This is a genomic window from uncultured Dysosmobacter sp., assembly GCF_947631635.1.
In the GTDB taxonomy this organism is placed as follows: domain Bacteria; phylum Bacillota; class Clostridia; order Oscillospirales; family Oscillospiraceae; genus Oscillibacter.
Map to the genome: position 1 here is coordinate 29942 of NZ_CANRMB010000018.1, position 22887 is coordinate 52828.

At 61.9% G+C, this 22887-nt stretch carries 27 protein-coding genes and 1 other annotated feature; of the genes, 16 read left to right on the forward strand and 11 right to left on the reverse strand.

Annotated elements, in window-relative coordinates; genetic code table 11:
• Window positions 1–12 precede the first annotated feature (12 nt).
• From proC to proB, 6 genes are all read right to left on the reverse strand, one after another.
• Window positions 13–813 (reverse strand): pyrroline-5-carboxylate reductase, encoded by an 801-nt coding sequence (gene proC, locus Q0Z71_RS10195; RefSeq protein ID WP_298021888.1) that lies wholly within the window; start codon window positions 811–813, stop codon window positions 13–15.
• A 6-nt stretch (window positions 814–819) separates the two neighbouring features.
• Window positions 820–1053, reverse strand: a complete 234-nt coding sequence (locus Q0Z71_RS10200; RefSeq protein ID WP_298021891.1) for a hypothetical protein — start codon at window positions 1051–1053, stop codon at window positions 820–822.
• Window positions 1054–1204: 151 nt separating this feature from the next.
• Complete coding sequence (locus Q0Z71_RS10205) at window positions 1205–1435, reverse strand: hypothetical protein (protein WP_298021895.1); 231 nt, start codon at window positions 1433–1435, stop codon at window positions 1205–1207.
• Between the two features lie 80 nt (window positions 1436–1515).
• Window positions 1516–1857, reverse strand: a complete 342-nt coding sequence (locus Q0Z71_RS10210) for a hypothetical protein (protein WP_298021899.1) — start codon at window positions 1855–1857, stop codon at window positions 1516–1518.
• Between the two features lie 49 nt (window positions 1858–1906).
• Entirely contained in the window at window positions 1907–3154 is a 1248-nt protein-coding gene (locus tag Q0Z71_RS10215; RefSeq protein ID WP_298021901.1) for a glutamate-5-semialdehyde dehydrogenase, read from the reverse strand.
• Between the two features lie 600 nt (window positions 3155–3754).
• Window positions 3755–4555, reverse strand: a complete 801-nt coding sequence (gene proB, locus Q0Z71_RS10220) for a glutamate 5-kinase (protein ID WP_298021904.1) — start codon at window positions 4553–4555, stop codon at window positions 3755–3757.
• A gap of 230 nt (window positions 4556–4785) precedes the next feature.
• On the opposite strand from proB, the gene Q0Z71_RS10225 reads away from it, so the two are divergent.
• From Q0Z71_RS10225 to Q0Z71_RS10235, 3 genes are all read left to right on the forward strand, one after another.
• Window positions 4786–5508, forward strand: coding sequence for a ClpP family protease (locus Q0Z71_RS10225; protein ID WP_298021909.1), 723 nt, complete (start codon window positions 4786–4788; stop codon window positions 5506–5508).
• 177 nt (window positions 5509–5685) lie between these two features.
• The gene (locus Q0Z71_RS10230; protein WP_298021912.1) at window positions 5686–6195 is read left to right on the forward strand and encodes a hypothetical protein; all 510 of its coding nucleotides are present in this window, start codon (window positions 5686–5688) and stop codon (window positions 6193–6195) included.
• A complete protein-coding gene (locus Q0Z71_RS10235; protein WP_298021915.1) occupies window positions 6192–6383 on the forward strand; it encodes a helix-turn-helix transcriptional regulator in 192 nt (63 codons plus the stop codon). Before Q0Z71_RS10230 ends, Q0Z71_RS10235 begins: the two co-directional genes overlap by 4 nt.
• Before the next feature lie 87 nt (window positions 6384–6470).
• Here Q0Z71_RS10235 and Q0Z71_RS10240 read toward each other — a convergent pair whose 3' ends face one another.
• From Q0Z71_RS10240 to Q0Z71_RS10260, 5 genes are all read right to left on the reverse strand, one after another.
• Complete coding sequence (locus Q0Z71_RS10240) at window positions 6471–7109, reverse strand: hypothetical protein (protein ID WP_298021918.1); 639 nt, start codon at window positions 7107–7109, stop codon at window positions 6471–6473.
• A gap of 194 nt (window positions 7110–7303) precedes the next feature.
• The gene (locus Q0Z71_RS10245) at window positions 7304–7507 is read right to left on the reverse strand and encodes a sulfurtransferase TusA family protein (RefSeq protein WP_298021921.1); all 204 of its coding nucleotides are present in this window, start codon (window positions 7505–7507) and stop codon (window positions 7304–7306) included.
• A gap of 2 nt (window positions 7508–7509) precedes the next feature.
• A complete protein-coding gene (gene yedE, locus Q0Z71_RS10250) occupies window positions 7510–8616 on the reverse strand; it encodes a YedE family putative selenium transporter (RefSeq protein WP_298021924.1) in 1107 nt (368 codons plus the stop codon).
• Between the two features lie 65 nt (window positions 8617–8681).
• Window positions 8682–8918 carry a DUF3343 domain-containing protein gene (locus Q0Z71_RS10255; RefSeq protein WP_298021927.1) on the reverse strand — a complete coding sequence of 79 codons (237 nt, stop codon included), beginning with the start codon at window positions 8916–8918 and terminating at the stop codon, window positions 8682–8684.
• Window positions 8919–9165: 247 nt separating this feature from the next.
• Entirely contained in the window at window positions 9166–10491 is a 1326-nt protein-coding gene (locus Q0Z71_RS10260) for a hypothetical protein (RefSeq protein WP_298021929.1), read from the reverse strand.
• 228 nt (window positions 10492–10719) lie between these two features.
• On the opposite strand from Q0Z71_RS10260, the gene smc reads away from it, so the two are divergent.
• From smc to Q0Z71_RS10325, 13 genes are all read left to right on the forward strand, one after another.
• The gene (smc, locus tag Q0Z71_RS10265) at window positions 10720–14286 is read left to right on the forward strand and encodes a chromosome segregation protein SMC (protein ID WP_298021932.1); all 3567 of its coding nucleotides are present in this window, start codon (window positions 10720–10722) and stop codon (window positions 14284–14286) included.
• Between the two features lies 1 nt (window position 14287).
• The gene (locus Q0Z71_RS10270) at window positions 14288–14494 is read left to right on the forward strand and encodes a hypothetical protein (RefSeq protein WP_298021935.1); all 207 of its coding nucleotides are present in this window, start codon (window positions 14288–14290) and stop codon (window positions 14492–14494) included.
• Between the two features lie 46 nt (window positions 14495–14540).
• Entirely contained in the window at window positions 14541–14771 is a 231-nt protein-coding gene (locus tag Q0Z71_RS10275; protein ID WP_298021938.1) for a hypothetical protein, read from the forward strand.
• A 29-nt stretch (window positions 14772–14800) separates the two neighbouring features.
• The gene (gene ftsY / locus Q0Z71_RS10280) at window positions 14801–15673 is read left to right on the forward strand and encodes a signal recognition particle-docking protein FtsY (protein WP_298021942.1); all 873 of its coding nucleotides are present in this window, start codon (window positions 14801–14803) and stop codon (window positions 15671–15673) included.
• 144 nt (window positions 15674–15817) lie between these two features.
• The gene (locus Q0Z71_RS10285) at window positions 15818–16078 is read left to right on the forward strand and encodes a hypothetical protein (RefSeq protein WP_298021945.1); all 261 of its coding nucleotides are present in this window, start codon (window positions 15818–15820) and stop codon (window positions 16076–16078) included.
• A gap of 13 nt (window positions 16079–16091) precedes the next feature.
• Window positions 16092–16325 (forward strand): PF20097 family protein, encoded by a 234-nt coding sequence (locus Q0Z71_RS10290; RefSeq protein WP_298021947.1) that lies wholly within the window; start codon window positions 16092–16094, stop codon window positions 16323–16325.
• A 2-nt stretch (window positions 16326–16327) separates the two neighbouring features.
• Complete coding sequence (gene rph, locus Q0Z71_RS10295; protein WP_298022002.1) at window positions 16328–17050, forward strand: ribonuclease PH; 723 nt, start codon at window positions 16328–16330, stop codon at window positions 17048–17050.
• A complete protein-coding gene (locus tag Q0Z71_RS10300; RefSeq protein ID WP_298021950.1) occupies window positions 17050–17646 on the forward strand; it encodes an XTP/dITP diphosphatase in 597 nt (198 codons plus the stop codon). The genes rph and Q0Z71_RS10300 overlap by 1 nt, the downstream gene beginning before the upstream one ends.
• 195 nt (window positions 17647–17841) lie before the next feature.
• Window positions 17842–18159, forward strand: a complete 318-nt coding sequence (gene yhbY / locus Q0Z71_RS10305; RefSeq protein WP_298021953.1) for a ribosome assembly RNA-binding protein YhbY — start codon at window positions 17842–17844, stop codon at window positions 18157–18159.
• 521 nt (window positions 18160–18680) lie between these two features.
• Window positions 18681–19889: a bis(5'-nucleosyl)-tetraphosphatase (symmetrical) YqeK gene (yqeK, locus tag Q0Z71_RS10310; RefSeq protein WP_298021956.1), complete on the forward strand. Its 1209-nt coding sequence runs from the start codon at window positions 18681–18683 to the stop codon at window positions 19887–19889.
• Between the two features lie 120 nt (window positions 19890–20009).
• Complete coding sequence (locus tag Q0Z71_RS10315) at window positions 20010–21488, forward strand: LCP family protein (RefSeq protein ID WP_298021959.1); 1479 nt, start codon at window positions 20010–20012, stop codon at window positions 21486–21488.
• 25 nt (window positions 21489–21513) lie between these two features.
• Window positions 21514–21876 (forward strand): ribosome silencing factor, encoded by a 363-nt coding sequence (gene rsfS, locus Q0Z71_RS10320; RefSeq protein WP_298021962.1) that lies wholly within the window; start codon window positions 21514–21516, stop codon window positions 21874–21876.
• A 404-nt stretch (window positions 21877–22280) separates the two neighbouring features.
• Window positions 22281–22493 (forward strand) — a binding site (T-box leader).
• Window positions 22494–22551: 58 nt separating this feature from the next.
• Window positions 22552–22884 (forward strand): putative quinol monooxygenase, encoded by a 333-nt coding sequence (locus Q0Z71_RS10325; RefSeq protein WP_298021966.1) that lies wholly within the window; start codon window positions 22552–22554, stop codon window positions 22882–22884.
• The last annotated feature ends 3 nt before the right edge of the window (window positions 22885–22887 follow it).

Genomic DNA, 22887 nt, shown 5'->3' on the forward strand with positions numbered 1-22887 from the left:
GGTGCGGACCGCTCACTTCAGATCCGCGTTTTTTTCATAGGCCGCGATGACCGCGTCCATGACCGCGCCCCGGAATCCGGCTTTCTCCAGGACCCGGACCCCCTGGATGGTGGTGCCGCCGGGGGAGCAGACCGCGTCCTTCAGCACGCCGGGGTGCTGCCGGCTCTCCAGCACCAGCCGGGCAGAGCCGGCCACCATCTGGGCGGCGAATTCCAGAGCCTGGGTCCGGGGCAGGCCGCAGGCCACGCCGCCGTCCGCCAGGGCCTCGATAAAGAGGTCCACAAAGGCGGGACCGCAGCCGGACACAGCGGATCCGGCGTCTATCAGCTTCTCCGGCAGGGGGGAGAAACGGCCCGCGCCCGCCATGGCTTCCAGAAACGCCTCCTCCTCCGGCTTGGTGACGCCCTCGCCGCAGGTGTAGAGGATCATGCCCGCGCCGATGGAGGCGGGGGTGTTGGGCATGATGCGGATGACGGGATACCCGCCGCCCGCCAGCTCCTGGATGCGGGCGATGGTCAGGCCCGCCGCCATGGTCACTAGGAGGAAGCGGCTCTGCCGCCGGGCCAGGACGGGGCCGATGTCCGCCAGCAGCTCCGCCATCATCTGGGGCTTGACGCCCAGGAAGATGACGTCCGCCTGCTCCGCCACAGCGGTGTTGTTCGCCGCCAGACAGTCCAGCTCCTCCGCCAGGAGCCGGGCTTTTTCCGCCGTGCGGTTGGACAGCAGCACCTGCTGGCCGGCCAGGCTCTTCCGGGCCGCACGGGCCAGGGCACCGCCCATGTTGCCGGTGCCGATAAAACCAAATGTTTTCACGGGAAATCAACCTCTTTTCTCAAGATATCGTCTGCACAGGACACGGATCAGGGCAGCGGCGGCGCTGATACCGATCAGCAGAGCGGCAGCGCAGGCCAAGAACCCTTCCTCCCGCTCCGGGGATGGGAGCGGATACCTGCCGAACAGCTGGCGGCCCATGCCGGTCAGCGGCAGCAGGCCCAGCAGCACGATGAGAGCGGCCAGGGGCGGCACAGGATCTCGCTGATATAGTCCATTCACTTGAAAAATCGCATGCGATTTTTCAGGCGGGCGATGCCCGCTGTGCGTAAAGCGCACAGTGATTGAATATGAAATCCAAAGCAAGGCCGCGGTCCGCGGCCTGTCACAGCGCACATGCGCTGTAACACTTGAAAAGTGATAAATTCACTTTTCAAGTTATTTGATTATAGGTTCGGGGCAGCCACCAGACCTCCACAGCCAGAAGTGCAGCCACAGGAAAGGCGAGGAGAAGCTTTGCTGTTGCCGTCCAGAAAAGGGACCATATCGCTGTAGCCAGCAGTCCGGCGGTCAGCAAAAGCTTCCATGGAGTGGACTTTTTCAACGCCCAGATGCCGATACAAAGGCAGGTAAAGCCCAGAATGCGGGGGAGATATTCCTGCATACGGAGTCCTCCATTCTTATCGTACCTGCCGCTTTGCAGAGAAGATGCGCCCAAAGCCGCCCCGGAGACGCAGCTTTATATCAATCGGCCTCTTCCTTGGGCGGCGGGGGAGCCTGATGCTTGGACACCGCCTTTGCCGCCTTGTCCATGCGGAGCTTCCGGCGGCTCAGGGCAGCCATCAGAAGGCTGAACAGCGCTGCCAGCAGATAGAGGGCGCAGGGGACGTACTGCTGAAACAGCTCCTGCCCGTCGTCCGGGCCGCCGCTGGACCGCTGCATGAGGATGAACAGCACCATGGAGGCAATGGAGGCGGCGGCGGTCAGGACCGCCAGGAGCAGCTTAACGTGCCCGGCCTTCCGGGTCAGCATCAGAAGCAGCAGCAAAACCGTGATAACGCTCAGGGCGATGGTTTCAAATACCATGGGGAACGCTCCTTTCTCTCGAATCGTTTTTATGACGGATAGGGCGGTCTCACCGGACCTGTCCCTCGCCGTAGATGATGTATTTGCAGCTGGTCAGCTCCTCCAGGCCCATGGGCCCCCGGGCGTGCATCTTCTGGGTGGAGATGCCGATCTCGGCTCCCAGGCCGAACTCGCCGCCGTCGGTGAAGCGGGTGGAGGCGTTGACATACACCGCCGCCGCGTCCACCGCGTCCAGGAAGCGCTGGGCCTTGAAATAGTTCTTCGTGAGGATGCTCTCGGAGTGGCCGGTGCCGTGGACGTTGATGAAATCAACGGCCTCGTCCAGACCGCCCACCGTGCGGACGGCCAGGATGTAATCGTCGTATTCCGCGTCCCAGTCGCTCTCCGCGGCGGGACGGGCACGGGTGCCCAGAAGCTCCAGAGCCTCTCCGTCGGCCCGCAGCTCCACGCCCTTTTCATCCAGCAGGGGGAGCGCCTTTTTCCAGAAGTCCGCCGCCGCGTCCCGGTGCACCAGCACGCACTCCACGGCGTTGCACACGGAGGGGCGGGAGCACTTGGCGTTGAACAGCACTTTGGCGGCCATGTCCAGGTCCGCCTCGTCATCCACATAGATGTGGCACACGCCCTCGCCGGTGCGGATGACCGGCACGCTGGCCTCCTTTGCCACCGTGCGGATCAGGCTCGCGCCGCCCCGGGGGATCAGCACATCCACATAGCCGTCCAGATGCATCAGCTCATTGGCCGTCTTATGACTGGTGTCCTGCACCAGGGAGATACAGTCGGCGGGCAATCCAACGGATTCCAGAGCCTCCCGCATGAGAGCCGCCACACAGCGGTTGGAGCGGATGGCCTCCTTGCCGCCCCGGAGGATGCACACATTGCCGGATTTCAGGCACAGCGCCGCCGCGTCCACAGTGACGTTGGGCCGGGCCTCGAAGATGATGGCGATGACGCCCAGGGGCACCCGCCGCCGCCCGATGATGAGGCCGTTGGGCCGGGTCTCCATCCGATCCACCCGGCCGATGGGGTCCGGCAGAGCCGCCACCTGCCGCACGCCGTCCACGATGCCGGCGATGCGGTCCGCTGTCAGGGTCAGCCGGTCCAGCATGGCGGGGCGCATCCCCGCCTCCTTTGCGGCGGCGACGTCATCGGCGTTGGCGGAGAGCCACTGGGCCTGACGTTCCGTCAGAATGGCGGCGATGGCCTCCAGAGCCTGGTTTTTCTTTGCGGTGCCAGCGGTGGCCAGGGTGTAGCTGGCGGCCTTCGCCGCCGCGCCCTGCTGTTGTAATGCGGTCATAAGAGGACCTCCTTAAAAACGACTAGAATCCAGCGCGGCGATCCGTGTGACTGCCGTGCATATGAGAGAACTTGCTTTATAGTCGGAACAGTTGAAAAGAACCCAAGCTCTTTTTCAGCTGCGCTGACTATATGATCAAGAGAATCGATATCCGCGCCAATGGAAGGGAATCATCATGCGGAGGAGCAAAGACCAAAGCCAAAAACATCATCCGGAATGTAAAAAGGTGTCTTCCGGGAAACGGATATGGCGCGGACATAGGCGATTTTTTAAACCGACGCCCATACTTGCAGTGCGCTGTATCCTGTGGGAACCGTCAGAACAAGGAACGAAACATGCATGATGACGGCATTAGTATGCTTATAAAGGCGGATGTCATTTTTCGCAGAATATTTTTTGGATGGATGCAGAAAAGATTAAGCGATGCATGGAACAGGCAGGACATATTGTGAAAAAGGACCACAGCGGCGGGCAGACATATGAGCCGCAAGCCCGGATGGGTCCTGTATACAGATACGGCGAAGCGCATACCGATGATCTCCACGGCCAGCATTCCCAGGGTCAAAAAATCGATGATGTAGAAATGCATCCACTTCCGGTTCACGCCCTTGCCGTGAACCGCGTCCCGATGTCCTGCCCCTCTACGATGCCGTAGAGGTCCTCCATCCGCTCGCCGTTGGTGATGACCATGTCACACCCGGCGTTCATCGCAATGCGGGCGGCGGAGAGCTTGGTGGCCATGCCGCCGGTGCCCCGCCAGGTGCCCGCGCCGCCTGCCATCTCCAGGATGTCCGGCGTCAGCTCCGTCACCTGGTGGAGCAGCTTTGCGTCAGGATGGGCCTTGGGGTCCGCGTCATACAGGCCGTCGATGTCGGAGCACAGGATCAGCAGGTCCGCCCGGCACAACTCCGCCACGATGGCGGACAGGGTGTCGTTGTCGCCCAGGACCTTGTGATGCCCGGTCTCGATCTCGGCGGAGGACACGGAGTCGTTCTCGTTGACCACTGGGATCACGCCCATCTCCAGCAGGGCGGAGAAGGTGCCCTTCAGATGCTCCGCCCGGTCCGGGTCCTCCACGTCGTCCCCGGTCAGCAGGATCTGGGCCACGGAGCGGTTATACTCGGAGAAGAGCTTGTCGTAGATGTGCATCATCCGGCACTGGCCCACGGCGGCGGCCGCCTGCTTCATCCGCAGCTCCTTCGGCCGCTCAGAGAGGCCCAGCTTGGCCGTGCCCACGGCGATGGCGCCGGAGGTCACCAGGATGATCTCGTGTCCCATGCCGCTCAGGTCCGCCAATGTCCGGACCAGGTGCTCCATGCTCCGCAGGTCCAGACTGCCGGAGTCATGGGTGAGGGTGGAGGTGCCCACCTTCACCACGATGCGCTGTTTTTTCTGTTCCAAGGGGAACGCCTCCTCAATTTGTTGACATGTCCAAAATCAAGTTGTGCTAAAAAGGCCGTATTTCTCTTTCCGAGGCGCGGCGAGCGCTGACCGGCTGCCGCGCCGTCACACGGACCTCCGGCCCATAAAAAGTTGACCATATGATACCATATTCCATGAAAAAAGGAAAGACCGCACTGCGTGTAGTTTTCATAAAAATGCGGACAATACCAGGGAAAGGGAGGGATACTATGACCGAAAACACCAAACCCACCGAGCCGGACCAGGAAAACGGCTCCGAGAATAAGGAGACCGTCCAGGGCATCCTGGACTTTGGCTCCGCCCTGACCCGCACGCCCCACGGCGCCGTGTACTGCCTGACCATCATCGGACAGATCGAGGGACACATGACCGCCTCCTCCAACACCAAGACCACCAAGTATGAGCACGTTCTGCCTCTTCTCGCCAAATTGGAGGAGAGCGAGGAGGTGGACGGCGTGCTGTTTCTGCTGAACACCGTGGGCGGCGACGTGGAGGCGGGACTTGCCATCGCGGAGCTGATCGCGGGCATGACCAAGCCCACGGTCTCCATCGTTCTGGGAGGGAGCCACTCCATCGGCGTGCCTCTGGCGGTGGCAGCCCGGCGGAGCTTTGCCGTGCCCAGCGCCGCCATGACCATCCACCCCGTGCGCATGAGCGGCACGGTCATCGCCGCGCCGCAGACGTACAGCTATTTCCAGCGTCTCCAGGAGCGCATCGTGGCCTTCGTGTCCGGCCACAGCCACATCAGCGGGGAGGACTTCCAGGCCCTCATGCTGAAAAAGGACGACATGGCCGCCGATGTGGGCAGCGTCATCTATGGCGAGGAGGCGGTCCAGCTGGGCCTGATCGACCAGGTGGGCGGCCTCTCCGACGGCCTGCAGTGCCTATACCGGCAGATCGGAGAGCGGAAGGGAAAACCGGCGGCGCAGTGATGCCCGCCGGATTCTTTTTTGACAATTAGTCAAATATACTTGACAAAATATATACATTGAATTACAATGGCACCATCAAAGACGGCCGCCCGTCCGGGGCGGCGCAGAAAAGGGAAGTGTGATCCCGGCGGTCTGCGGCGTCCGCTGCCTGGCCCGCTGGGAGATGGAGGACGAGACATGAACTTTTGGATCGTGCTGGCACTGCTGTTCGCCGCGTGGCTGGGACTGGTGTACCACTTCTGGCGGAGGGAGCAGGGGCCGAAGCAGCCCTATGACGAGCGGCAGGAGCAGGCCCGCGGCGTGGCCTACAAATACGGTTTTCTCACCTTGGCTGTCTGCGTGTTCCTCTTTGACACGGTCATGACGCTGTTTCCCTGGATCGGGACAGAGGTGGGCGGCTATCTCTGCCTGGACCTGGGCGTCACGGTGTTTACCGTGACGGCGATCCGGAGGGACGCCTATCTGCGGCTGTACGAGAGGCCGGGGAAGGTCGCGGCCCTCTTGGCTTTGGGCGGCTTGGGCGGACTGGGCTGCGGCGTATTCGACCTGCGGAAGGCGGGGCTGCTGGTGGACGGCACGCTGAACGTGTCCGCGGCGCTTGTGGCGGTGAGTGTGTCGGTCCTGCTGACGCTGACGGTCTTTCTGCACAAGCATTTCTCCGACAGGCGGGAGGATGAAGAGGCATGAAAAACCTGCGCCTGAAATCCGCCCGGGCGGCCCTGGACATGAGCCAGCAGCAGCTGGCGGACGCGGTGGGCGTGTCCCGCCAGACCATCAACGCCATTGAAAAGGGCGACTACAACCCCACCATCAAGCTGTGCATCGCCATCTGCCGCGCCCTGGGCAAGACGCTGGACGAGCTGTTTTGGGAGTAAATCGGAGACACGGAGACATAATCATAACCACCGGCACGGCCGGTGGTTATGATTTGATAAGGCGGGGACGGCGATTCTTCCGCCGGATCAAGCATCCAGAACGGTCAGGCCGTTGCGGGTGATGATGTCGGCGCACACCTGTTCGTCCAGGTCCCACAGGGCCTCCCACTGCGCCCAGTCCGCACGCTCCCGGTCGATCTCGCGGCCGGCGCGGTAATACTGGCAGTCCGTGGCGGTGATGCACACATAGTACCAACAGCTGCTCTCGGCAAAGACACGGGCGCCGGCTATATCACGGGCCGATAGACGGTCATAGGCGGTCTGGTCCAGCGCGGCCACGGCGAATAGGAACCCGACGCCCCGGCTTTTGCCGGTGTCCGCCTGGAACGCCTCCAGGGAGGCCGTTTCGCTGACGGACAGCAGGGGGAGCCAGTGGCCCTCCGGGTCTTCTGACAGCAGTTCATCAGAGTCCCGCTGCCTATCAGTCAGCAGGGGGAACCAGTGGTAGGCTGTGTCCTCATTGGGAAATTCCCGGACAACGGTGAGACAGTCCAGGACCTCCTCCGGCAGAACGATATCCAGGCTGCGGGGGTCTGTGACAGCTGCTGCCTCCGCAGGGGGCGCTTCGGACTCCTGTGCGGACGGCGCGGCATCCAGCGTCTGGCCGCACCCGGCCAGCAGGAGGCAGAGCAGCAGCGGAAGCAGCGCGTTTTTGACTCGGTGCATTTCCATACCCCTCTCTCTAATTTGAAGTTGTTTATAATATTATGATATCTGTTATCCGCAGGAAGTCATCTCAAAAGAATTACAAAATAAAGAAAGACCGGAGGTGTGCTGCCGTTCCCGCCGGTTGGGAGGGACAGGAGCGCGCCTGAAACGAAAAAGGACCGCGGAGATATCCGCGGTCCTTTCGCCGTTTTTTACTTTGTCAGCGTCAGCTTGAAATCCAGACCGTCCTGGGACACGGACACCTGATAACCCTGGGAGACGGCGAACCGGGTGAGGTTTTCCACCGCCACCTGGGCGTCCGCCAGGACCTCTAGGGAAGCGGGGGCATTCTTGCGGATCTCCTTTTGCACCATGATCACAGGCATGGGGCAGGAGAGACCTCTTGTATCAACCATGATTATGCTTGCTCCTTTCTGGGAAGATGGGTCAGGGAGATGACCAGCAGGACCACAAAGCCGAATACCACGGCGATCATACCGGCCTTGCCGATGCCGCCAACCACATAGGTACCATTCTCAGCCACGCTGTCCGCAGCACCCGCCAGACCGAAGTTGTGGGACACGGCCGCCCCCACGATCATGCCGAATACCGTCACAGCGGAGTCGCCGTTGCCCTCACCGGCCAGGATCAGCTGGCGCAGGGGGCAGCCGCCCAGCAGGATGGAGCCCCAGCCCGCCAGGGCCATGCCCAGGAAGGACCAGAGGTGCTGGCTGTGGGCGATGGGCTGGGACACGGCGGAGAGGTCGTAATTCCCCAGGATCAGGTTGCCGATGGTGATGGTGATCCAGATGGCCAGGAAGCCGGACAGCAGGGTGAAGTCATGGAGCATAAAGGCGTCCCGGATGCCGCCGGCCATGCACAGACGGCTGCGCTGGGCCAGAGCGCCCACCGCCAGGCCCGCGAGGAGGGAGATCACCCAGAAGGCCCGCATGGAGCCGGGACCGGCCTCAGAGAAGCGCAGCACGCCGGGAACGGCCACCAGCAGCATCAGCAGGACCACCATGACGCCGGGCAGGATCAGCCCCTCGCCCTGGGGGACGGGATAGGCCCGTCCCAGGGAGAAGCCCTTCCGCAGGAAGACCACGCCTGCAAGGATGCCCACGACGAAGCCCAGCAGGGCGGAGACGGCGGTCAGGTCGCCGCCGCCCAGGCGGATGACCATCCGCAGGGGGCAGCCCAAAAAGACCAGGGCGCCAATCATGACGAACATGCCCAGAACGAAACGGCAGGCAGGGGAGGACCCGGCCTTGGCCCGGAACTCCTTGGCGGCAGCGGCCGTGATGGCGGCGCCCAGGACGATGCCGATGATCTCCGGACGGATGTACTGGACCTTATCCGCACTGTGCAGGCCCAGGGCACCTGCAATGTCCCGCTCAAAGCAGGCGATGCAGAAGCCCATGTTCTTGGGGTTGCCGCAGGCGGTCAGCACAATGGCCGCGATGCCCACGATGACGCCGGTCAGCAGGATCATGCCGTGCTCCCGGAACCAGGTTTGTTGTTTCATACACACACTCCTATCGCTGTTTTTTTGAAAAAATACCGCTGGGCAAAAGAAAAGGGGATATGCACTCAGAGGAGCAGCTCATAGTATCCGGCGGCATCGATGCCCGCCTCCTGAAACCGTGTTTCCAGAGTGGATCGGAGCTCCGGCGGCGCGGACCAGGCGATGCCGCAGTCGGAGGTCACGCTTCTGGGGACGGAGATCAGGCGGCCCTCCAGCTCCTGCTTCCGGCACAGCTGTTCCGCCGCCATGGCCCCGGCGGTGGTATGAAACGCCACCACCAGGCGAAGCTGCTTTTTCCGCATGACGCTCCCCCTTTCTTCTCAATGCGCTATTTTTTAAAAAGAATAACACAGGAGGGAATCAATGTCAAAATCCAAATTGAGAATAACGCTGGACAGGCACCGGCGGAAGAAAGGCCGGCGCCGCTGTTGATCAGGGCTTTTTCCCATCAGGTCAGGAGATCCGCCCAAAGGCCCCTGGCGCTTTTGGACTTTCTCAGAGCGCTGTTCCACAGCAAAACGGCTCCCGGAGGGGAGCCGTTTTTGGAGGTCAGGCATTTGTTGGTATCAGGGCCGCCTGCAGACGCGCCTGGTCCGCCTGGGAAAATTCGGAGAGGACTGCGTCAAAAACTGCCGGATCAGCGTTTTGCTGTGCTTGCAGGAACCCGGCGATGGCCTCCTCAAACTGCCCGTGGGAGGAGAGATACAGCCGCATCATGTCCCGGTCCCGGGTCTCCTGCCCCTGGCCCACGGCGGCCTCTTCCAGGGCGGCGCGGAGAGGCGTCCACCAGTCGGAGCCATAGTGGGACCGGCCCAGCACGCCCCAGTTGTCCGGCGTGAAGACGCCCATGCAGTCCAGAAGCTCCAAGCTGTCCACCTCCCGGTCAAAATACAGGGATGAGAGGAGCCGGTTGATCCGCTGGTTGGTCTCGATGTAGGCAAAGTCTACGCCGTCCGCCGGGGAAAAGCTCTCCGGCAGGGTCTCGCGGAGACCATATTCCTGTTCCTCAAAGTGCTTGGCTGCGCCCAGGGGCGTCAGCAGCTCCGGCTGCCGGCCCGCGTCGCAGGCGGCCTGCAGCTCCGCGTAATAGTCCGCCGCGGCCATGCCGCTGTCCGGGAACCAGGGATAGACATTGCCGCTGGTGTCATAGTACCGCTCCACGCACCAGATGCCGCCCTCCCCCTGGCGGGCGGGCTGGGAGAGGACCAGAGTATCCCAGATGCGCTTGTCGCCGTCGAAGGTGAAATAGGGGTAGTAGTTCACATAGGCGTGGTTTCCGTCATAGGTGAATTCCCGTTCCCAGAACGCCGATTCGTCATAGGGCGTCAGACCGTTGCGAGTGATGAAGTCGCCGCAGACCTGTTCGCCCAGGGCACACAGGACTTCCCACTGCTTCCAGTCCGCGCTCTCTGTGTCGATGGTGCCGTCGCCGCGGTAGAATTGCACGTCGGTGGGACAGACCATGGCGTAATACCGGTCCCCGCCTTTGGCGAAGATGCGGACGCCGCTGCCGTCGGAGCAGAGGTGGCGTTCAAGGGCCGCCTGGTCCAGGGCGTTGATGCCGAACAGGAACCCGATGCCGCTGCTGTCGCCCCAGTTTGCCTCCGCCGCCTCCACGGAGGCTTTTTCGCGGACATACAGCAGCGGGAGCCAGCCGCCGTTTGCGGCGGCTTCAGGGGAGTCCGTTTCGATCAGAAGCAGATCCAGATACTGGGTGGGGATGCCGGCCTGCATGCCGCCGCAGTCAAAGACCGTCGTCTCCGGCCCGGCGGAGTCCTCCTGGACCGGTGCGGGATCAGCGGGGGCACAGCCCGCGGCGGCACACAGCACAAACGCCGCCAGCAGGGGGAAAAGACTCTTCCAAAATCGGTGCATGGGCAGTCTCCTCTCTGTATTTGATAGATTCAATATAGTGGAAAAATGACAGCAAAACATCTCAAAAGGGTTACAAAACATCTCAAAAAGATTACAAAACCTCAGAGTTTCCCCCATATCTGCCTGCCCGGGACAGCGGGGAATATTTCATGGATTATTCTTGAACTGTCAGGAGTTTTCTGGTATAGTATCCTAGTTATCGTATGTGGAAATGACAGAGGTGAAAACGTGTACTTACGAGCATTAGAGATCCAGGGCTTCAAGTCCTTCCCGGACAAGACGGTCCTGAACTTCGGTGAGGATATCACCGCCATCGTGGGGCCCAACGGCTCCGGCAAGTCCAACATCTCCGACGCCATCCGCTGGGTCATGGGTGAGCAGAGCGCCAAGGGCCTGCGGGGTGCCAAGATGGAGGATGTGATCTTCGGCGGCACGGAAAAGCGGAACCAGGTGGGCTTTGCCCAGGTGACGCTGGTCATCGACAACACGGAGCATATCTTCCCCACCATGGAGGAGGCGGAGGTATCCGTCACCCGCCGGTACTACCGCAGCGGCGAGAGCGAGTACTACATCAACCGCCAGTCCGTCCGGCTGAAGGACGTGACGGAGCTGTTCATGGACACCGGCATGGGCAAGGAGGGCTACTCCATCATCGGCCAGGGCAAGATCGACGAGATCCTGTCCGCCAAGAGCGGCGAGCGCCGGGAGATCTTTGAGGAGGCCGCCGGCATTTCCAAATTCCGCCACCGGAAGGAGGAGTCCGAGCGGAAGCTGGAGCGCACGGAGGAGAACCTGGTGCGTATCAACGATAAGATCTCGGAGCTGGAATTGCAGGTGGAGCCCTTGCGGGAGCAGTCTGAAAAGGCCAAGAAGTACCTGATCCTCCGGGATGAGCTCCGCCTGCTGGAGATCTCTGTCTGGCTGGAGAATCTGGACGCCCTGAAGGCGGGGGCCCGGAAGCTGGAGGCGGACTTCCGCGCCGCCGAGGCCCAGCGGGACGAGGCCCGGGCCGCGCTGGATGCCCTCTACGCCGAGGGAGAGCGGTACGGCGAGACCATGCGGGAGAAGGACATGGAGGCGGAGCGCATCCGCACCCAGGCGGCGGAGCTGGACGGACAGGTGAAGGAGCAGGAGTCCGCCGTGGCCGTGCTGGAGAGCACCATCGCCCACAATCAGGAGAATATTCAGCGGGCCCAGGCGGAGCTGGAGGAGACCGACAGCCGCGCCGGAGGATTGGAAAAGCAGGCGGCGGAGCAGGAGGACCGCATTGCGGAGATCGACCGGGAGGTCCAGGCGCTGAACGGCGCTTTGGACGGCCTGCTGTCCCAGGCCCGCGCCGCCGCCGAGCAGGCGGGAGGCGCCCAGTCCCAGGCGGAGGCCCTGCGGGGCCAGGAGGCCATCGCGGCGGCCGCTGCGGCGGACGCCCGGGCGGAAGCCGCCGCCATCGCCGCCGAAAACGGACAGATCGAAGAGCGCAAGGCCGCTGTCGAGCAGGAAAAAGCCGCCGCCGAGGCCCAGCTGGCAATGTCGGAAAAAGAGGCCAAGGCCAACCGGCGGGCGCTGGAAGACGCCCGGGACGAGGCCACCGCTGCCGCCAACATCATCGCGGGCCACAGCCTGCGGATGGAGGAGCGGAAGAAGAAAGCCGCCGCCGCCGCGGAACAGCGGGTGAAGCTGACCATGGACGTGGGAGCGCTGGATAACCGCATCCGCCTGCTGACGGAGATGGAAAAGGAGTACGAGGGCTTCTCCAAGGCTGTTAAGGTGGTCATGCAGGCGAAGAGCAGCCTGCGGGGCATCCACGGTCCGGTGGCGAACCTGATGAAAACGGACCAGCAGTACAGTCTGGCTGTCGAGATCGCCTTGGGCGCCGGTTTGCAGAATATTGTGGTGGACCGGGAGGAGGACGCGAAAGCGGCCATCAACTTCCTGAAACAGCGGGACGGCGGCCGTGCCACCTTCCTGCCCCTCACGGCTATCCGGGGAGACGAGTTGCGCCAGCCCGGCATTGAAAACGAGTTTGGCTTCGTGGGGCTGGCCTCCCGGCTGGTGAAGTTCGACCAGCGGTATCAGAATATTTTCAACAGCCTTTTGGGGCGCACGGTCATCGTGGAGGATATGGACTGCGGCATCGCCATGGCACGGAAGTACCGCAACGCCTTCCGCATCGTTACCCTGGACGGCCAGGTCATCAACCGGGGCGGCTCCATGACCGGCGGCTCCACCAGCCGCAGTGCGGGCGTCCTGAGCCGTGCCGCTGAGCTGGAAAAGCTCCATGGCCGCGCCGCCGCCATGCATGAAAAGCTGTCCGCCGCCCAGACCGCGGAGGAGACGGCCCAGCGGGAACTGGCCGCGGCCCAGTATGAACTGGAGACCGCCGAGAGCCAGCGCCGTGCCGCTGAGGACGAGGTCCTGCGGCTGGAGGGCACAAAAAACCACTTTGATATCCTCCTGCGTTCTCTGCGGGAGAATTTGGAAAACCTGGAGGGCGAGCTGGAGAGTCTGTCCGGCCGCCTGACCGACAACGCCGCCCGCGCCGCCCAGGCTGAGCGGCAGGTGGCGGAGCAGGAGAACCTGGCCGCGGATCACCGCGCCAGGGCTGAGGAGATCCTCTCCGGCCAGTCCGAGCTGCTGGCCCGGTCCGGCGCTTTGACGGAGGAGATCACCGCCAGAAAGAGCGAACTGGCGGCCCTGACCGCCGAGCGGGAGGCCACGACGCGGCGCGCCGCCGACCTGCGGCGGCTGGCGGCGGACCTGGCAGGGGACCGGACGCAGAAGGAGGAGACGGTCCGGGCTTACCAGCGGAATATCGATACCGCCAGCGGGGAGATCGCCCGGCGAAAGGTAGCTGTGGAGGACCTTACCGTCCAGGGACAGGCGTTCCAGGACCGCCTGAAGGCGCTGAACGAGGAGAAGATCGCGCTGGAAGCCGAGCGCACCGCCAAAAACCGGGCCAGCCAGGAGATGAACGAGACCCTGCTGGATCTGGAGCGGGCCGCCTCCAAGCTGGAACAGAAGATCGCGACGAACGCCATGGAGGAAAAGCAGATCCTGGACCGGCTGTGGGAGCACTACGAGCTGTCCCACTCCGACGCCACGGCCCAGCGCATCGAATTGGAGAGCGTTCCCAAGGCCAGCCGCCGCATCGGTGAGCTGAAGCGGGATATCTCCGCCCTGGGCACGCCCAACATCGGCGCCATTGAGGAGTATGAGCGGGTGAATGGCCGCTATACCTACCTGACTGACCAGCGCAACGATGTGGAAAAGGCCAAGGGAGAGCTGGAGGGCATCATCGAGGAGATCACCAACCAGATGACCGTCATCTTTGCCGAGCAGTTCAAGCTTTTGAGCGAGAGCTTCCAGACCACCTTTGTGGAATTGTTCGGCGGCGGTACGGCAAAGCTGGAATTGGAGGACGAGAGCGACATTCTGGGCTGCGGCATTGAGATCAAGGCCCAGCCGCCGGGAAAGACGCTGAAGACCATCTCCCTTCTCTCCGGCGGAGAGAAGGCGTTTGTGGCCATCGCGCTGTACTTCTCCATTTTGAAGGTCCATCCCACGCCCTTCTGCGTCATGGACGAGATCGAAGCCGCGCTGGACGACGCCAACGTCACCCGCTATGCCCGCTATATGCGGACCCTGGCGGGGAAGACGCAGTTCATCGTCATCACCCACCGCCGGGGCACCATGGAGGAGGCCGACGTGCTGTACGGCGTCACCATGCAGGAGCAGGGCGTGAGTAAGATATTGACCATCAATCTGAATGACATGGCGAAGGAGCTGAAGATCAAATAGCATGGTGACGCCCCGGCAGGGCTCCCGCCGCAGCCCAGCGAAGCGGGTGCGGTGGGAAGAAGGAGGAGCAAGGGAGCAGACGAAGTTTTCGCCGGAGGCGGAAACGCAGGGCTGCGGACTTTGCGACGACGTTATGCAGGAGCAGGGCGTATCCAAGATATTGACCATCAATCTGAATGACATGGCGAAGGAACTGAAGATCAAATAGCTCGTCGGCAAAAACACGGGCCGCTTCATCTTGAAAGGAGGAACACATGAATATTCAGAATTGCCCTTTATGCGGAAAAATATTTGACCAGCGCGGATTCAGCAGAGTCTGCCCGAGCTGCACCGAAGCGCTCAGAGAAGATATGAAGACAGTGCAGGCGTATATGGACGCCAATCCTTCTGCAAAGATCGGAGAGGCTGCCCAAGGCACCGGTGTGGATCTTGGCCGCCTGAAGATACTGGCGCGCCAAGGCTGGGTGTCCTTTCCGCGGAACTGATTAATACGGCCAGAGAGGAGCGATCTGCAATGGGCTTTTTTGACAAACTGAAAAAAATCACCACCAACATTTTCTCCGGCTTTACCGAGGCCGACGAGGCATTCTTCGAGGAGCTGGAGGAGACCCTCATCCTGGCCGACCTGGGCATGGACACCGCCCTGGAAGCGGTGGAGAAACTGCGGACAAGGGTCCGCAAGGAAAAGCTCCACGACCAGGAGGAGGTCAAGGCGGCCCTGCGGGATGTGCTGGTGGAAATGATGGAGGTGGGCGACACCGGGCTGGATACCTCCACCCAGCCCAGCGTGGTGCTGTTCATCGGCGTCAACGGCGTGGGCAAGACCACCTCCATCGGCAAGCTGGGGAATCAATTGAAAGGGCAGGGCAAGCGGGTCCTGTTCTGCGCGGCGGATACCTTTCGCGCCGCCGCCGCTGATCAGCTCCAGATTTGGGCGGAGCGGGCCGGATGTGAGATCATCCGCCAGCACGAGGGGGCGGACCCCGGCGCCGTGCTGTTTGACGCCCTCCAGGCCGCCAAGGCCCGGAGCGTGGATGTGGTGCTGTGCGACACCGCCGGACGGCTCCACAACAAGGCCAATCTGATGGCGGAGCTTGCGAAACTCTCCAAGATCATCGACCGGGAGTGCCCCGGCGCCGCACGGGAGACCCTGCTGGTACTGGACGCCACCACCGGACAGAACGGCCTCATCCAGGCCCGCACCTTCAAGGAGACGGCGGGCCTCACCGGCATCGTGCTGACGAAGCTGGACGGCACCGCCAAAGGCGGCATCGTGGTGGCTATCGCCCGGGAGCTGGGGGTGCCCGTGAAGTTCGCCGGTGTGGGCGAGGGTATCGACGACCTGCGTCCCTTTGACGCAAGGGCGTATGTGGAGGCTATCATCTGATTTTCCACGACCCGCCACGGGGCCCTGGCCGCGTCCGCATGGCTGCGGGCTGTAAAGTAGTTCGCTATGGATGTGCCGCGGCAAGATATGATTCTATTTGCTTTCTGCCCTGCGGCAGAAAAAGAAAGAGAGGGGGATCTTTCCTTGATCACGATCTTCAACCGCCGGGAGCTCATCACCACCGTTCCCCAGAAGAAGCTTTTCAAGATCCGGGAAGCCCTTTTCAGCGCGGGGGTCTCCAGCTATACCAAGACTCGGGGATTGGGCGCGTCTGCAGCCAGCCGTGCCCGGGGCATGGTGCCTCCCGCCGTGCAGGACTATGCGCTGACCTACACCATCTACGTCCGCAAAGAGGACTATGACCGCGCGCTTGTGGCCATTCAGCCTGTTCTGCGGGGACAGTGAGAAGGAATGGACCATGGAAAACAAGACCTGTCCCTATTACGGCGGAGGACTGCAAAAAGGCTTTGTCCGCAGCAGGGCAAACATCTGCTGGACAGCGGACAAAGAGCAGAGGGCATTTTTGCTGCCCAGAAAAGAAACGGGAGATTTTGAGCTGACCGGTTCCGACAACTGGCGGGGAAGCGGCTGTTCCGCCCGGTACTGCCCGGCCCGCAGGTTGATTTTACTGCCACAGAAAGAGGATGCATGATGATGACGAGAAAAGACGGACGGGCGTTTGACGAGCTGCGCCCCATTAAAATCACCACCGATTTTGTGAAATTCGCAGAGGGCAGCTGCCTCATCGAGTGCGGCGACACCAAGGTCCTCTGCTGTGCCAGCATCGAGGACCGCACCCCGCCTCACGTTCCCGAGGGAGAGGGCTGGGTGACGGCGGAGTACTCCATGCTGCCCCGGGCCAACCGGGAGCGGAGCAAACGGGACATCGCCAAGCTGAAGCTGTCCCCCCGCAGTGCCGAGATCCAGCGGCTGGTGGGCCGCTCCCTGCGGGCCGCTGTGGATATGACGAAACTGGGGGAGCACACCATCACTGTGGACTGCGACGTGCTCCAGGGCGACGGCGGCACCCGGACCGCCTCCGTCACCGGAGGCTTTATCGCCCTGGCGCTGGCCTGCCGCAAGCTGGTGGAGGACGGCGTGCTGGCCTCCAGTCCCATCCGCCACTACGTCACCGGCGTCTCCGCCGGTATTGTGGAGGACGCCGCCCTGCTGGACTTACAGTACAGCGAGGACAGCCGCGCCCAGGTGGACCTGAACTGCATCATGAACGAGCGGGGCGAGCTGATCGAGCTCCAGGGCACCGGCGAGGGCCGGGCCTTTACCCTGGATGAGCAGCAGGAGCTGGTGCGCCTGTGCGCCAAGGGAAACCGGGAGCTTTTGAACATGCAGAAACAGGTATTGGGAGGAACATTCTGATGGCTGAAAAATTTGTACTTGCCACCCACAATCCGGGCAAGCTGAAGGAGATGTCCGCCATCCTGTCCCGCTTTGGCGTGGAGGTGGTCAGCCCCAAGGACCTGGGGATCACCGTGGACGTGGAGGAGACGGGGACCACCTTTGCGGAGAACGCCATGCTGAAAGCCAAGGCCATCTGCGCCGCCGCAGGCCTGCCCGCCATTGCCGATGACTCCGGACTGTGCGTGGACGCCCTGAACGGCGGTCCCGGCGTCTACTCCGCCCGCTACGGCGGCGAGGGCCTGGATGACAAGGGGCGGTATATGCTTTTGCTGAATAATCTGCGGGGGCAGACCACCCGGGCCGCCCACTTTGCCTGCGCCATCGCCTGCGCCTTTCCCAACGGCGACGAGCTGACGGCGGAGGGCCGCTGTGACGGCACCATCGCCTTCGCACCCATGGGCGAGGGCGGCTTTGGCTACGATCCGGTGTTCTTTGTGCCGGAAAAAGCCAAGACCTTTGGCCAGCTGACGGCGGAGGAGAAGAGCGCCATCTCCCACCGTGGAAAGGCTCTGGCGGATTTCGCGGAGAAGCTTGCAACTTATTTGAAGAAATAAACGTCTAAGTCTAACAAAGAGAGACCATCCGATGAAAAACACCCACATATGTCCCGAATGCGGCAGTGCGGATATTGTGCGCTGCCGTGCTGTGGGTGGACCAGGAGACGTGAAAAGACTTGCGAGAATACTGGGGAGCGCCCCGGGACGACTGAATAGAAAGGTGAGGCGGAAGGAATTTCCGCCGGAGATCATATGGAACTGACAAGCAAACAGCGGGCCCAGCTGCGGGGCCTGGCGAACACCATCGACACCATCATCCAGATCGGCAAGGACGGCATCGGGGAAAACCTGGTGAAGCAGGCCGACGACGCCCTGGAGGCCCGGGAACTCATCAAGGGCCGGGTCCTGGACAATAATATCGAGTATGACGCCCGCATGGCGGCGGAGGAGCTGGCAAAGGCCACCCGCAGCGAAGTGGTGCAGGTCATCGGGACGAAATTCGTGCTGTACCGGGAGAGTCATTCCAAGCCCAAAGAGAAGCGCATCCAGCTGGTGAAGCGCGGGAGATGACCTGCACCGGCGCCGGAAGTCCGGCGTCCAAGCGTTTTTTCCAACGGAAAAAACCTTGAAATGGACGGGCTTTGCCCGGCCATTTGAGTTCCATGAGGGGCTCCCACAGGACAAGTCCTGTGGGGAGAGCAGGTCATCGGAACGAAATTTGTGCTGTACCGGGAGAGCCACTCCAAGCCCAAAGAGAAGCACATCCAGCTGGTGAAGCGCAGGAGATGACCTGCACTACCGCCGGAAGTCCGGCGTCCAAGCGTTTTTTCCAACGGAAAAAACCTTGAAATGGACGGGCTTTGCCCGGCCATTTGAGTTCCATGAGGGGGACCCCACAGGATAAGTCCTGTGGGGAGAGCAGGTCATCGGGACGAAATTCGTGCTGTACCGGGAGAGTCATTCCAAACCCAAAGAGAAGCGCATCCAGCTGGTGAAGCGCAGAAAAACAAGAGATCAGAGATAAAAGGTCAGGGGGCTGGCGCCCGGCGGGGCGGCATGTCACGGCCCCTGATCCGGGAAGAGGAAATACTATGAAGATCGGCATCTACGGCGGGACCTTCAACCCGCCCCACCTGGGCCATATCACCGCGGCCCGGGCGGTCTTTGAACTGCTGAAGCTGGACCAGCTGCTGCTGGTCCCCGCGGGGCTGCCGCCGCACAAGGCGCTGCCGGCGGGAAGCCCCACGCGGGCACAGCGGCTGGAGATGACCCGCATGGCGGGGGAGCAGCTGGGACTGGGCGGCAAGGTGAAAACGCTGGATCTCGAGCTGCACCGGGCGGGGAAGAGCTACACCTCCGAAACATTGAAACAGATCAAGGTCCAGTATCCGGACGACGAGCTGTGGCTCCTGATGGGCACGGACATGTTCCTGACTATCCAGGCGTGGCACGCGCCGGAGGAGATCCTCTCCCTGGCGGGCATCGCGGCCTTTGGCCGGACAGAGGCGGATACAGAGGAGCTGTTCTCCGTCCAGCGGACGTACCTGTACCAGACCTATCCCCAGGCCCGCATTTTCACGCTGACCGTCCCGGGCGTCGTTGACATCTCCTCCACAGAGCTGCGGGAGGGACTGGCGCAGGGAAAGGGCGCGGCGTTTCTGGCCCCGGCGGTATACGGCTATATCCTGCGGGAGGGCCTGTACAACACCGGAGCGGATCTGAAAAACCTGTCCCTGTCCCAGCTCCGGCCGGTGGCGCTGAGCTATCTGAAGCACCAGCGCATCCCCCATGTGCTGGGGACGGAGCAGGAGGCGATCCGTCTGGCGGAGCGCTATGGAGCCGATGTGGAAAAGGCCCGCCGGGCGGCATTGCTCCACGACTGCACGAAAAAGCTGGACATGCCGGAGCAGCTGGCGCTGTGCGGGAAGTACGGCATCCGGCTGGACTGCCTGGAGCGGCAGGCGCTGAAGCTGCTCCACGCCAAGACCGGCGCCGCCGTCGCAAGGGATGTGTTCGGCGTGGACGACGAGATCTATCAGGCCATCTGGTGGCACACCACGGGCCGCGCCAACATGACGAAGCTGGAGAAGATCATCTATCTGGCGGACTATATCGAGCCCTCCCGCGATTTCCCGGGTGTGGAGAGACTGCGGAAGGTGTGCTACGAGGATCTGAACAAGGGCCTGCTGCTGGGCCTGGAAATGACCATTGAGGAAATGACATCCATGGGGAACCCGGTGCACCATGCCACTGTGGAGGCGCGAGACGCGTTGACCGCAGGATCTGATAACAGGCTTTAAAGCGCCTGACTGGGCGGGGCCCGCCAGGTTTTGCCGGCCGGCGGACGCCTGCATGAAGCGCTTTCTTTTGAATCAGTATGAAAGGATCGATAGACGTTGCAGAGAGAAACAGGAAAACGTGTGGCGGGTGGAAAAACGCCAAAACAGCCAAAACAGAAAAAACCGAGCCGCCTGACCCGCCAGCAGAAGATCCTGATCGTGGTGGCGGTGATCCTGGCCGTGGCCCTGGCGGTGGTCGTGGCCTGCCAGAGCCTGTTTGTCCGCCCGGACCTGAACAACAAAAAACCGGCGGCCGTGGGAAAAGATGACGACGGCAGCGGCGCTGCCGCAGAGGAGATCGACTACGGCGACGGCGTCCGCCCCCGGGCTGACGGCGAGCGGAAGAGCAAGGATTTTTACACCGTTCTGATCCTGGGCCGGGACACCGGCGGAGGCGGAAACACGGACACCATGCTGCTGGCCAGCTATGATGTGACCAATCAGAAGGCCACCGTCATGTCCATTCCCCGGGACACCATGGTGAACATCCCCTACGACATCAAGCGCATCAATGCCGTATACAATTATGGCGGCGGCGGGGAGAAGGGCATCCAGTACCTCTATAAGGAGATCTCCCAGCTGGTGGGCTTTGAGCCGGACTTCCAGGTCATCGTGGAGTGGGAGGCCGTGGGCAGGATCGTGGATGCCATGGGCGGCGTTTGGTTCGATGTGCCCCGGGACATGAACTACAAAGACCCCTACCAGGACCTTGTGATCAGTCAGAAGGCGGGCTACCGCCTCCTCTCCGGCGACGACGCCATGCAGGTCCTCCGCTACCGTCACGACAACAATATGAAGTACGGCTATCCCGACGGCGACCTGGGCCGCATCAGGACACAGCAGGCACTGCTGAAGGCCATGGTGGAGCAGCTTTTGAAGCTGGAGAACATCACCAAGGTCAACCAGTTCGTCAAGGTATTCCAAGAGTGCGTGGAGACGGACATGAGCTTCCAGAATATCCTGTGGTTTGCCCAGTCGGCGTATCTGGGCGGACTGAAGATGGAGAATGTGAACTTTGTCACCATGCCCAACAAGGGAGCTTATTGCTGGAGCCGGAGTTATCAGAACAACCAGTCCTACGTGGTCCCTATTGCCAGGGAGCTGCTGGACCTGGTGAACAACCATTTGAGTCCCTTTGCTGAGACCTTCACCATGAGCGACCTGGACATCATGTCCGTCAACGCCGACGGCTCCGTCAGCTCCTCCACGGGCTATGTGGAGGACAGCAAGGCGGCGGTGCCCCCGGTGAAGCCCAGCAAGCCCGCTGAGACGGACCCTGCGGAGGACCCCGCCGTGGATGAAAACGGCAACCCTATCGATTCAGGGACCATTGTCATAGATCCCAGCACCGGACAGCCTGATATGCCCGCAGAACCCGGAACTGGCACCGGGGACCCGAACAGCGGAACAGGCACGGGGACCACTCCTGCGCCGGACGGCGGGGGAGAGGCATCCACGCCTCCGGACAGCGGCACGGAGCAGTTCCCTGAGACGCCCACAGAGCCTGAGACGCCCAGCGAGCCGGATTTTATCACCATCGAGCCGCCTCCTGCGGCCTGATCTGAAAACAGAAAGGAAGGACTGTATGACACCAAAAGAATTAGCCATTATTGCCGCCAAGGCCCTGGATGAGAAGAAGGGCAAGGAGATCAGTGCCATTGAGGTGACGGAACAGACCACTCTGGCGGATTACTTTGTCATCGCCACCGGCACCTCCAACACCCAGATCAACGCCCTGAGCGGCGCTGTGGAAAAAGCCATGAAGGAGCAGGCCGGGGAGGACCCGCTGCGCCGGGAGGGCTACCGGGACGGCACCTGGGTCCTGCTGGATTACGGCTGCGTGGTGGTGCACATCTTCTCCCAGGAGGCCCGGGAGTTCTACTCCCTGGAACGCCTGTGGCATGACGGCAGGCCCGTGGATTTGAGCGGCGTCCTGACGGCGGATTGAGGAGGTCCCGCGACGGAGCGCGTCCGTGCGCTTTGCCGGAGGGAAAGCTTTGAAATGGGCAGGCTTCGCCTGCCCATTTGCGTTTGATACGAATCCCTAATAAAACGATTTCATCGTTTTATTAGGGCCGCGTAAGCGGCCCCGGCGGCATAGCCGCCAGGGATGTTGTCAATACTTTTCCTGCGCGCCGCAGGCGCGGCGGCGCATTGCGCCGCAATAAAAAACTTTTTAAAGTTTTTTATCAGGAAATAGTATGATAACCGGCTTTTTGCACAGAGAGGGCGGAGCAGGTCCGGCGCTTCTGAGGGACGTGATCCCGGAGAAGCGGAGGTGTTTCGCAAAAAAGCGGAAGATTTTTTGCTTTTTCCTTGACAAACACAAAAAACCTACATAAAATAGAGCCGTTAACGACTTTGAAGGGAAGAAAGCCCAAGCGTCCCGCCTGAAGAGAGCCGGCGGCTGGTGTGAGCCGGTGGGGGAGCCTGCGGTATACTGGTCCCGGAGTTTTCCGCCTGAATGGACAGTAGGGTGGAACGGCTGGCCCCGTTACAGGCCGGGAGGGCCGTCCGGCACGGACGGCTGAACAGGGTGGTACCGCGTTTGACAACGCCCCTGGCCTTTGGCCGGGGGCGTTTTTATTCCGAAAAAAGCCGCTGGGAAGAGAGGGCGTTTGAGATGAGCATTCTGATGAATCTGTACTACACCGGAACGGGCGGCAGCGCCCGGGCCTTTGCGCAGGAGATGGAGGACAGCGGAACGGCGAATCTGATCCGCGCTGAGGCGGGGAACGAGCGTTACGCCTATTTTTTCCCGGCGGATGACCTGGAGACGGTTCTGCTGATAGACATGTGGAAAGACCAGGCCGCCCTCGACCGCCACCACGCCTCCCCCATGATGGAAACGGTCGCGAAGCTCCGAGAGAAATACGATCTGCGCATGAGAGCGGAACGGTATGTGACAGACGGGGAGGGAATTCCCGAAGCAGACGCGAAATTTATCAGAGAGTGATAT

Bases quoted from the DNA above. Each gene is read 5' to 3' on its own strand.
- Q0Z71_RS10205 (WP_298021895.1), bottom strand. From the start codon at position 1,435: ATGCAGGAATATCTCCCCCGCATTCTGGGCTTTACCTGCCTTTGTATC.
- Q0Z71_RS10210 (WP_298021899.1), bottom strand. From the start codon at position 1,857: ATGGTATTTGAAACCATCGCCCTGAGCGTTATCACGGTTTTGCTGCTG.
- Q0Z71_RS10215 (WP_298021901.1), bottom strand. From the start codon at position 3,154: ATGACCGCATTACAACAGCAGGGCGCGGCGGCGAAGGCCGCCAGCTAC.
- Q0Z71_RS10225 (WP_298021909.1), top strand. From the start codon at position 4,786: ATGACCGAAAACACCAAACCCACCGAGCCGGACCAGGAAAACGGCTCC.
- Q0Z71_RS10230 (WP_298021912.1), top strand. From the start codon at position 5,686: ATGAACTTTTGGATCGTGCTGGCACTGCTGTTCGCCGCGTGGCTGGGA.
- Q0Z71_RS10235 (WP_298021915.1), top strand. From the start codon at position 6,192: ATGAAAAACCTGCGCCTGAAATCCGCCCGGGCGGCCCTGGACATGAGC.
- Q0Z71_RS10240 (WP_298021918.1), bottom strand. From the start codon at position 7,109: ATGCACCGAGTCAAAAACGCGCTGCTTCCGCTGCTGCTCTGCCTCCTG.
- Q0Z71_RS10245 (WP_298021921.1), bottom strand. From the start codon at position 7,507: ATGGTTGATACAAGAGGTCTCTCCTGCCCCATGCCTGTGATCATGGTG.
- yedE (WP_298021924.1), bottom strand. From the start codon at position 8,616: ATGAAACAACAAACCTGGTTCCGGGAGCACGGCATGATCCTGCTGACC.
- Q0Z71_RS10255 (WP_298021927.1), bottom strand. From the start codon at position 8,918: ATGCGGAAAAAGCAGCTTCGCCTGGTGGTGGCGTTTCATACCACCGCC.
- Q0Z71_RS10260 (WP_298021929.1), bottom strand. From the start codon at position 10,491: ATGCACCGATTTTGGAAGAGTCTTTTCCCCCTGCTGGCGGCGTTTGTG.
- Q0Z71_RS10270 (WP_298021935.1), top strand. From the start codon at position 14,288: ATGGTGACGCCCCGGCAGGGCTCCCGCCGCAGCCCAGCGAAGCGGGTG.
- Q0Z71_RS10275 (WP_298021938.1), top strand. From the start codon at position 14,541: ATGAATATTCAGAATTGCCCTTTATGCGGAAAAATATTTGACCAGCGC.
- ftsY (WP_298021942.1), top strand. From the start codon at position 14,801: ATGGGCTTTTTTGACAAACTGAAAAAAATCACCACCAACATTTTCTCC.
- Q0Z71_RS10290 (WP_298021947.1), top strand. From the start codon at position 16,092: ATGGAAAACAAGACCTGTCCCTATTACGGCGGAGGACTGCAAAAAGGC.
- rph (WP_298022002.1), top strand. From the start codon at position 16,328: ATGACGAGAAAAGACGGACGGGCGTTTGACGAGCTGCGCCCCATTAAA.
- Q0Z71_RS10300 (WP_298021950.1), top strand. From the start codon at position 17,050: ATGGCTGAAAAATTTGTACTTGCCACCCACAATCCGGGCAAGCTGAAG.
- yhbY (WP_298021953.1), top strand. From the start codon at position 17,842: ATGGAACTGACAAGCAAACAGCGGGCCCAGCTGCGGGGCCTGGCGAAC.
- yqeK (WP_298021956.1), top strand. From the start codon at position 18,681: ATGAAGATCGGCATCTACGGCGGGACCTTCAACCCGCCCCACCTGGGC.
- rsfS (WP_298021962.1), top strand. From the start codon at position 21,514: ATGACACCAAAAGAATTAGCCATTATTGCCGCCAAGGCCCTGGATGAG.
- Q0Z71_RS10325 (WP_298021966.1), top strand. From the start codon at position 22,552: ATGAGCATTCTGATGAATCTGTACTACACCGGAACGGGCGGCAGCGCC.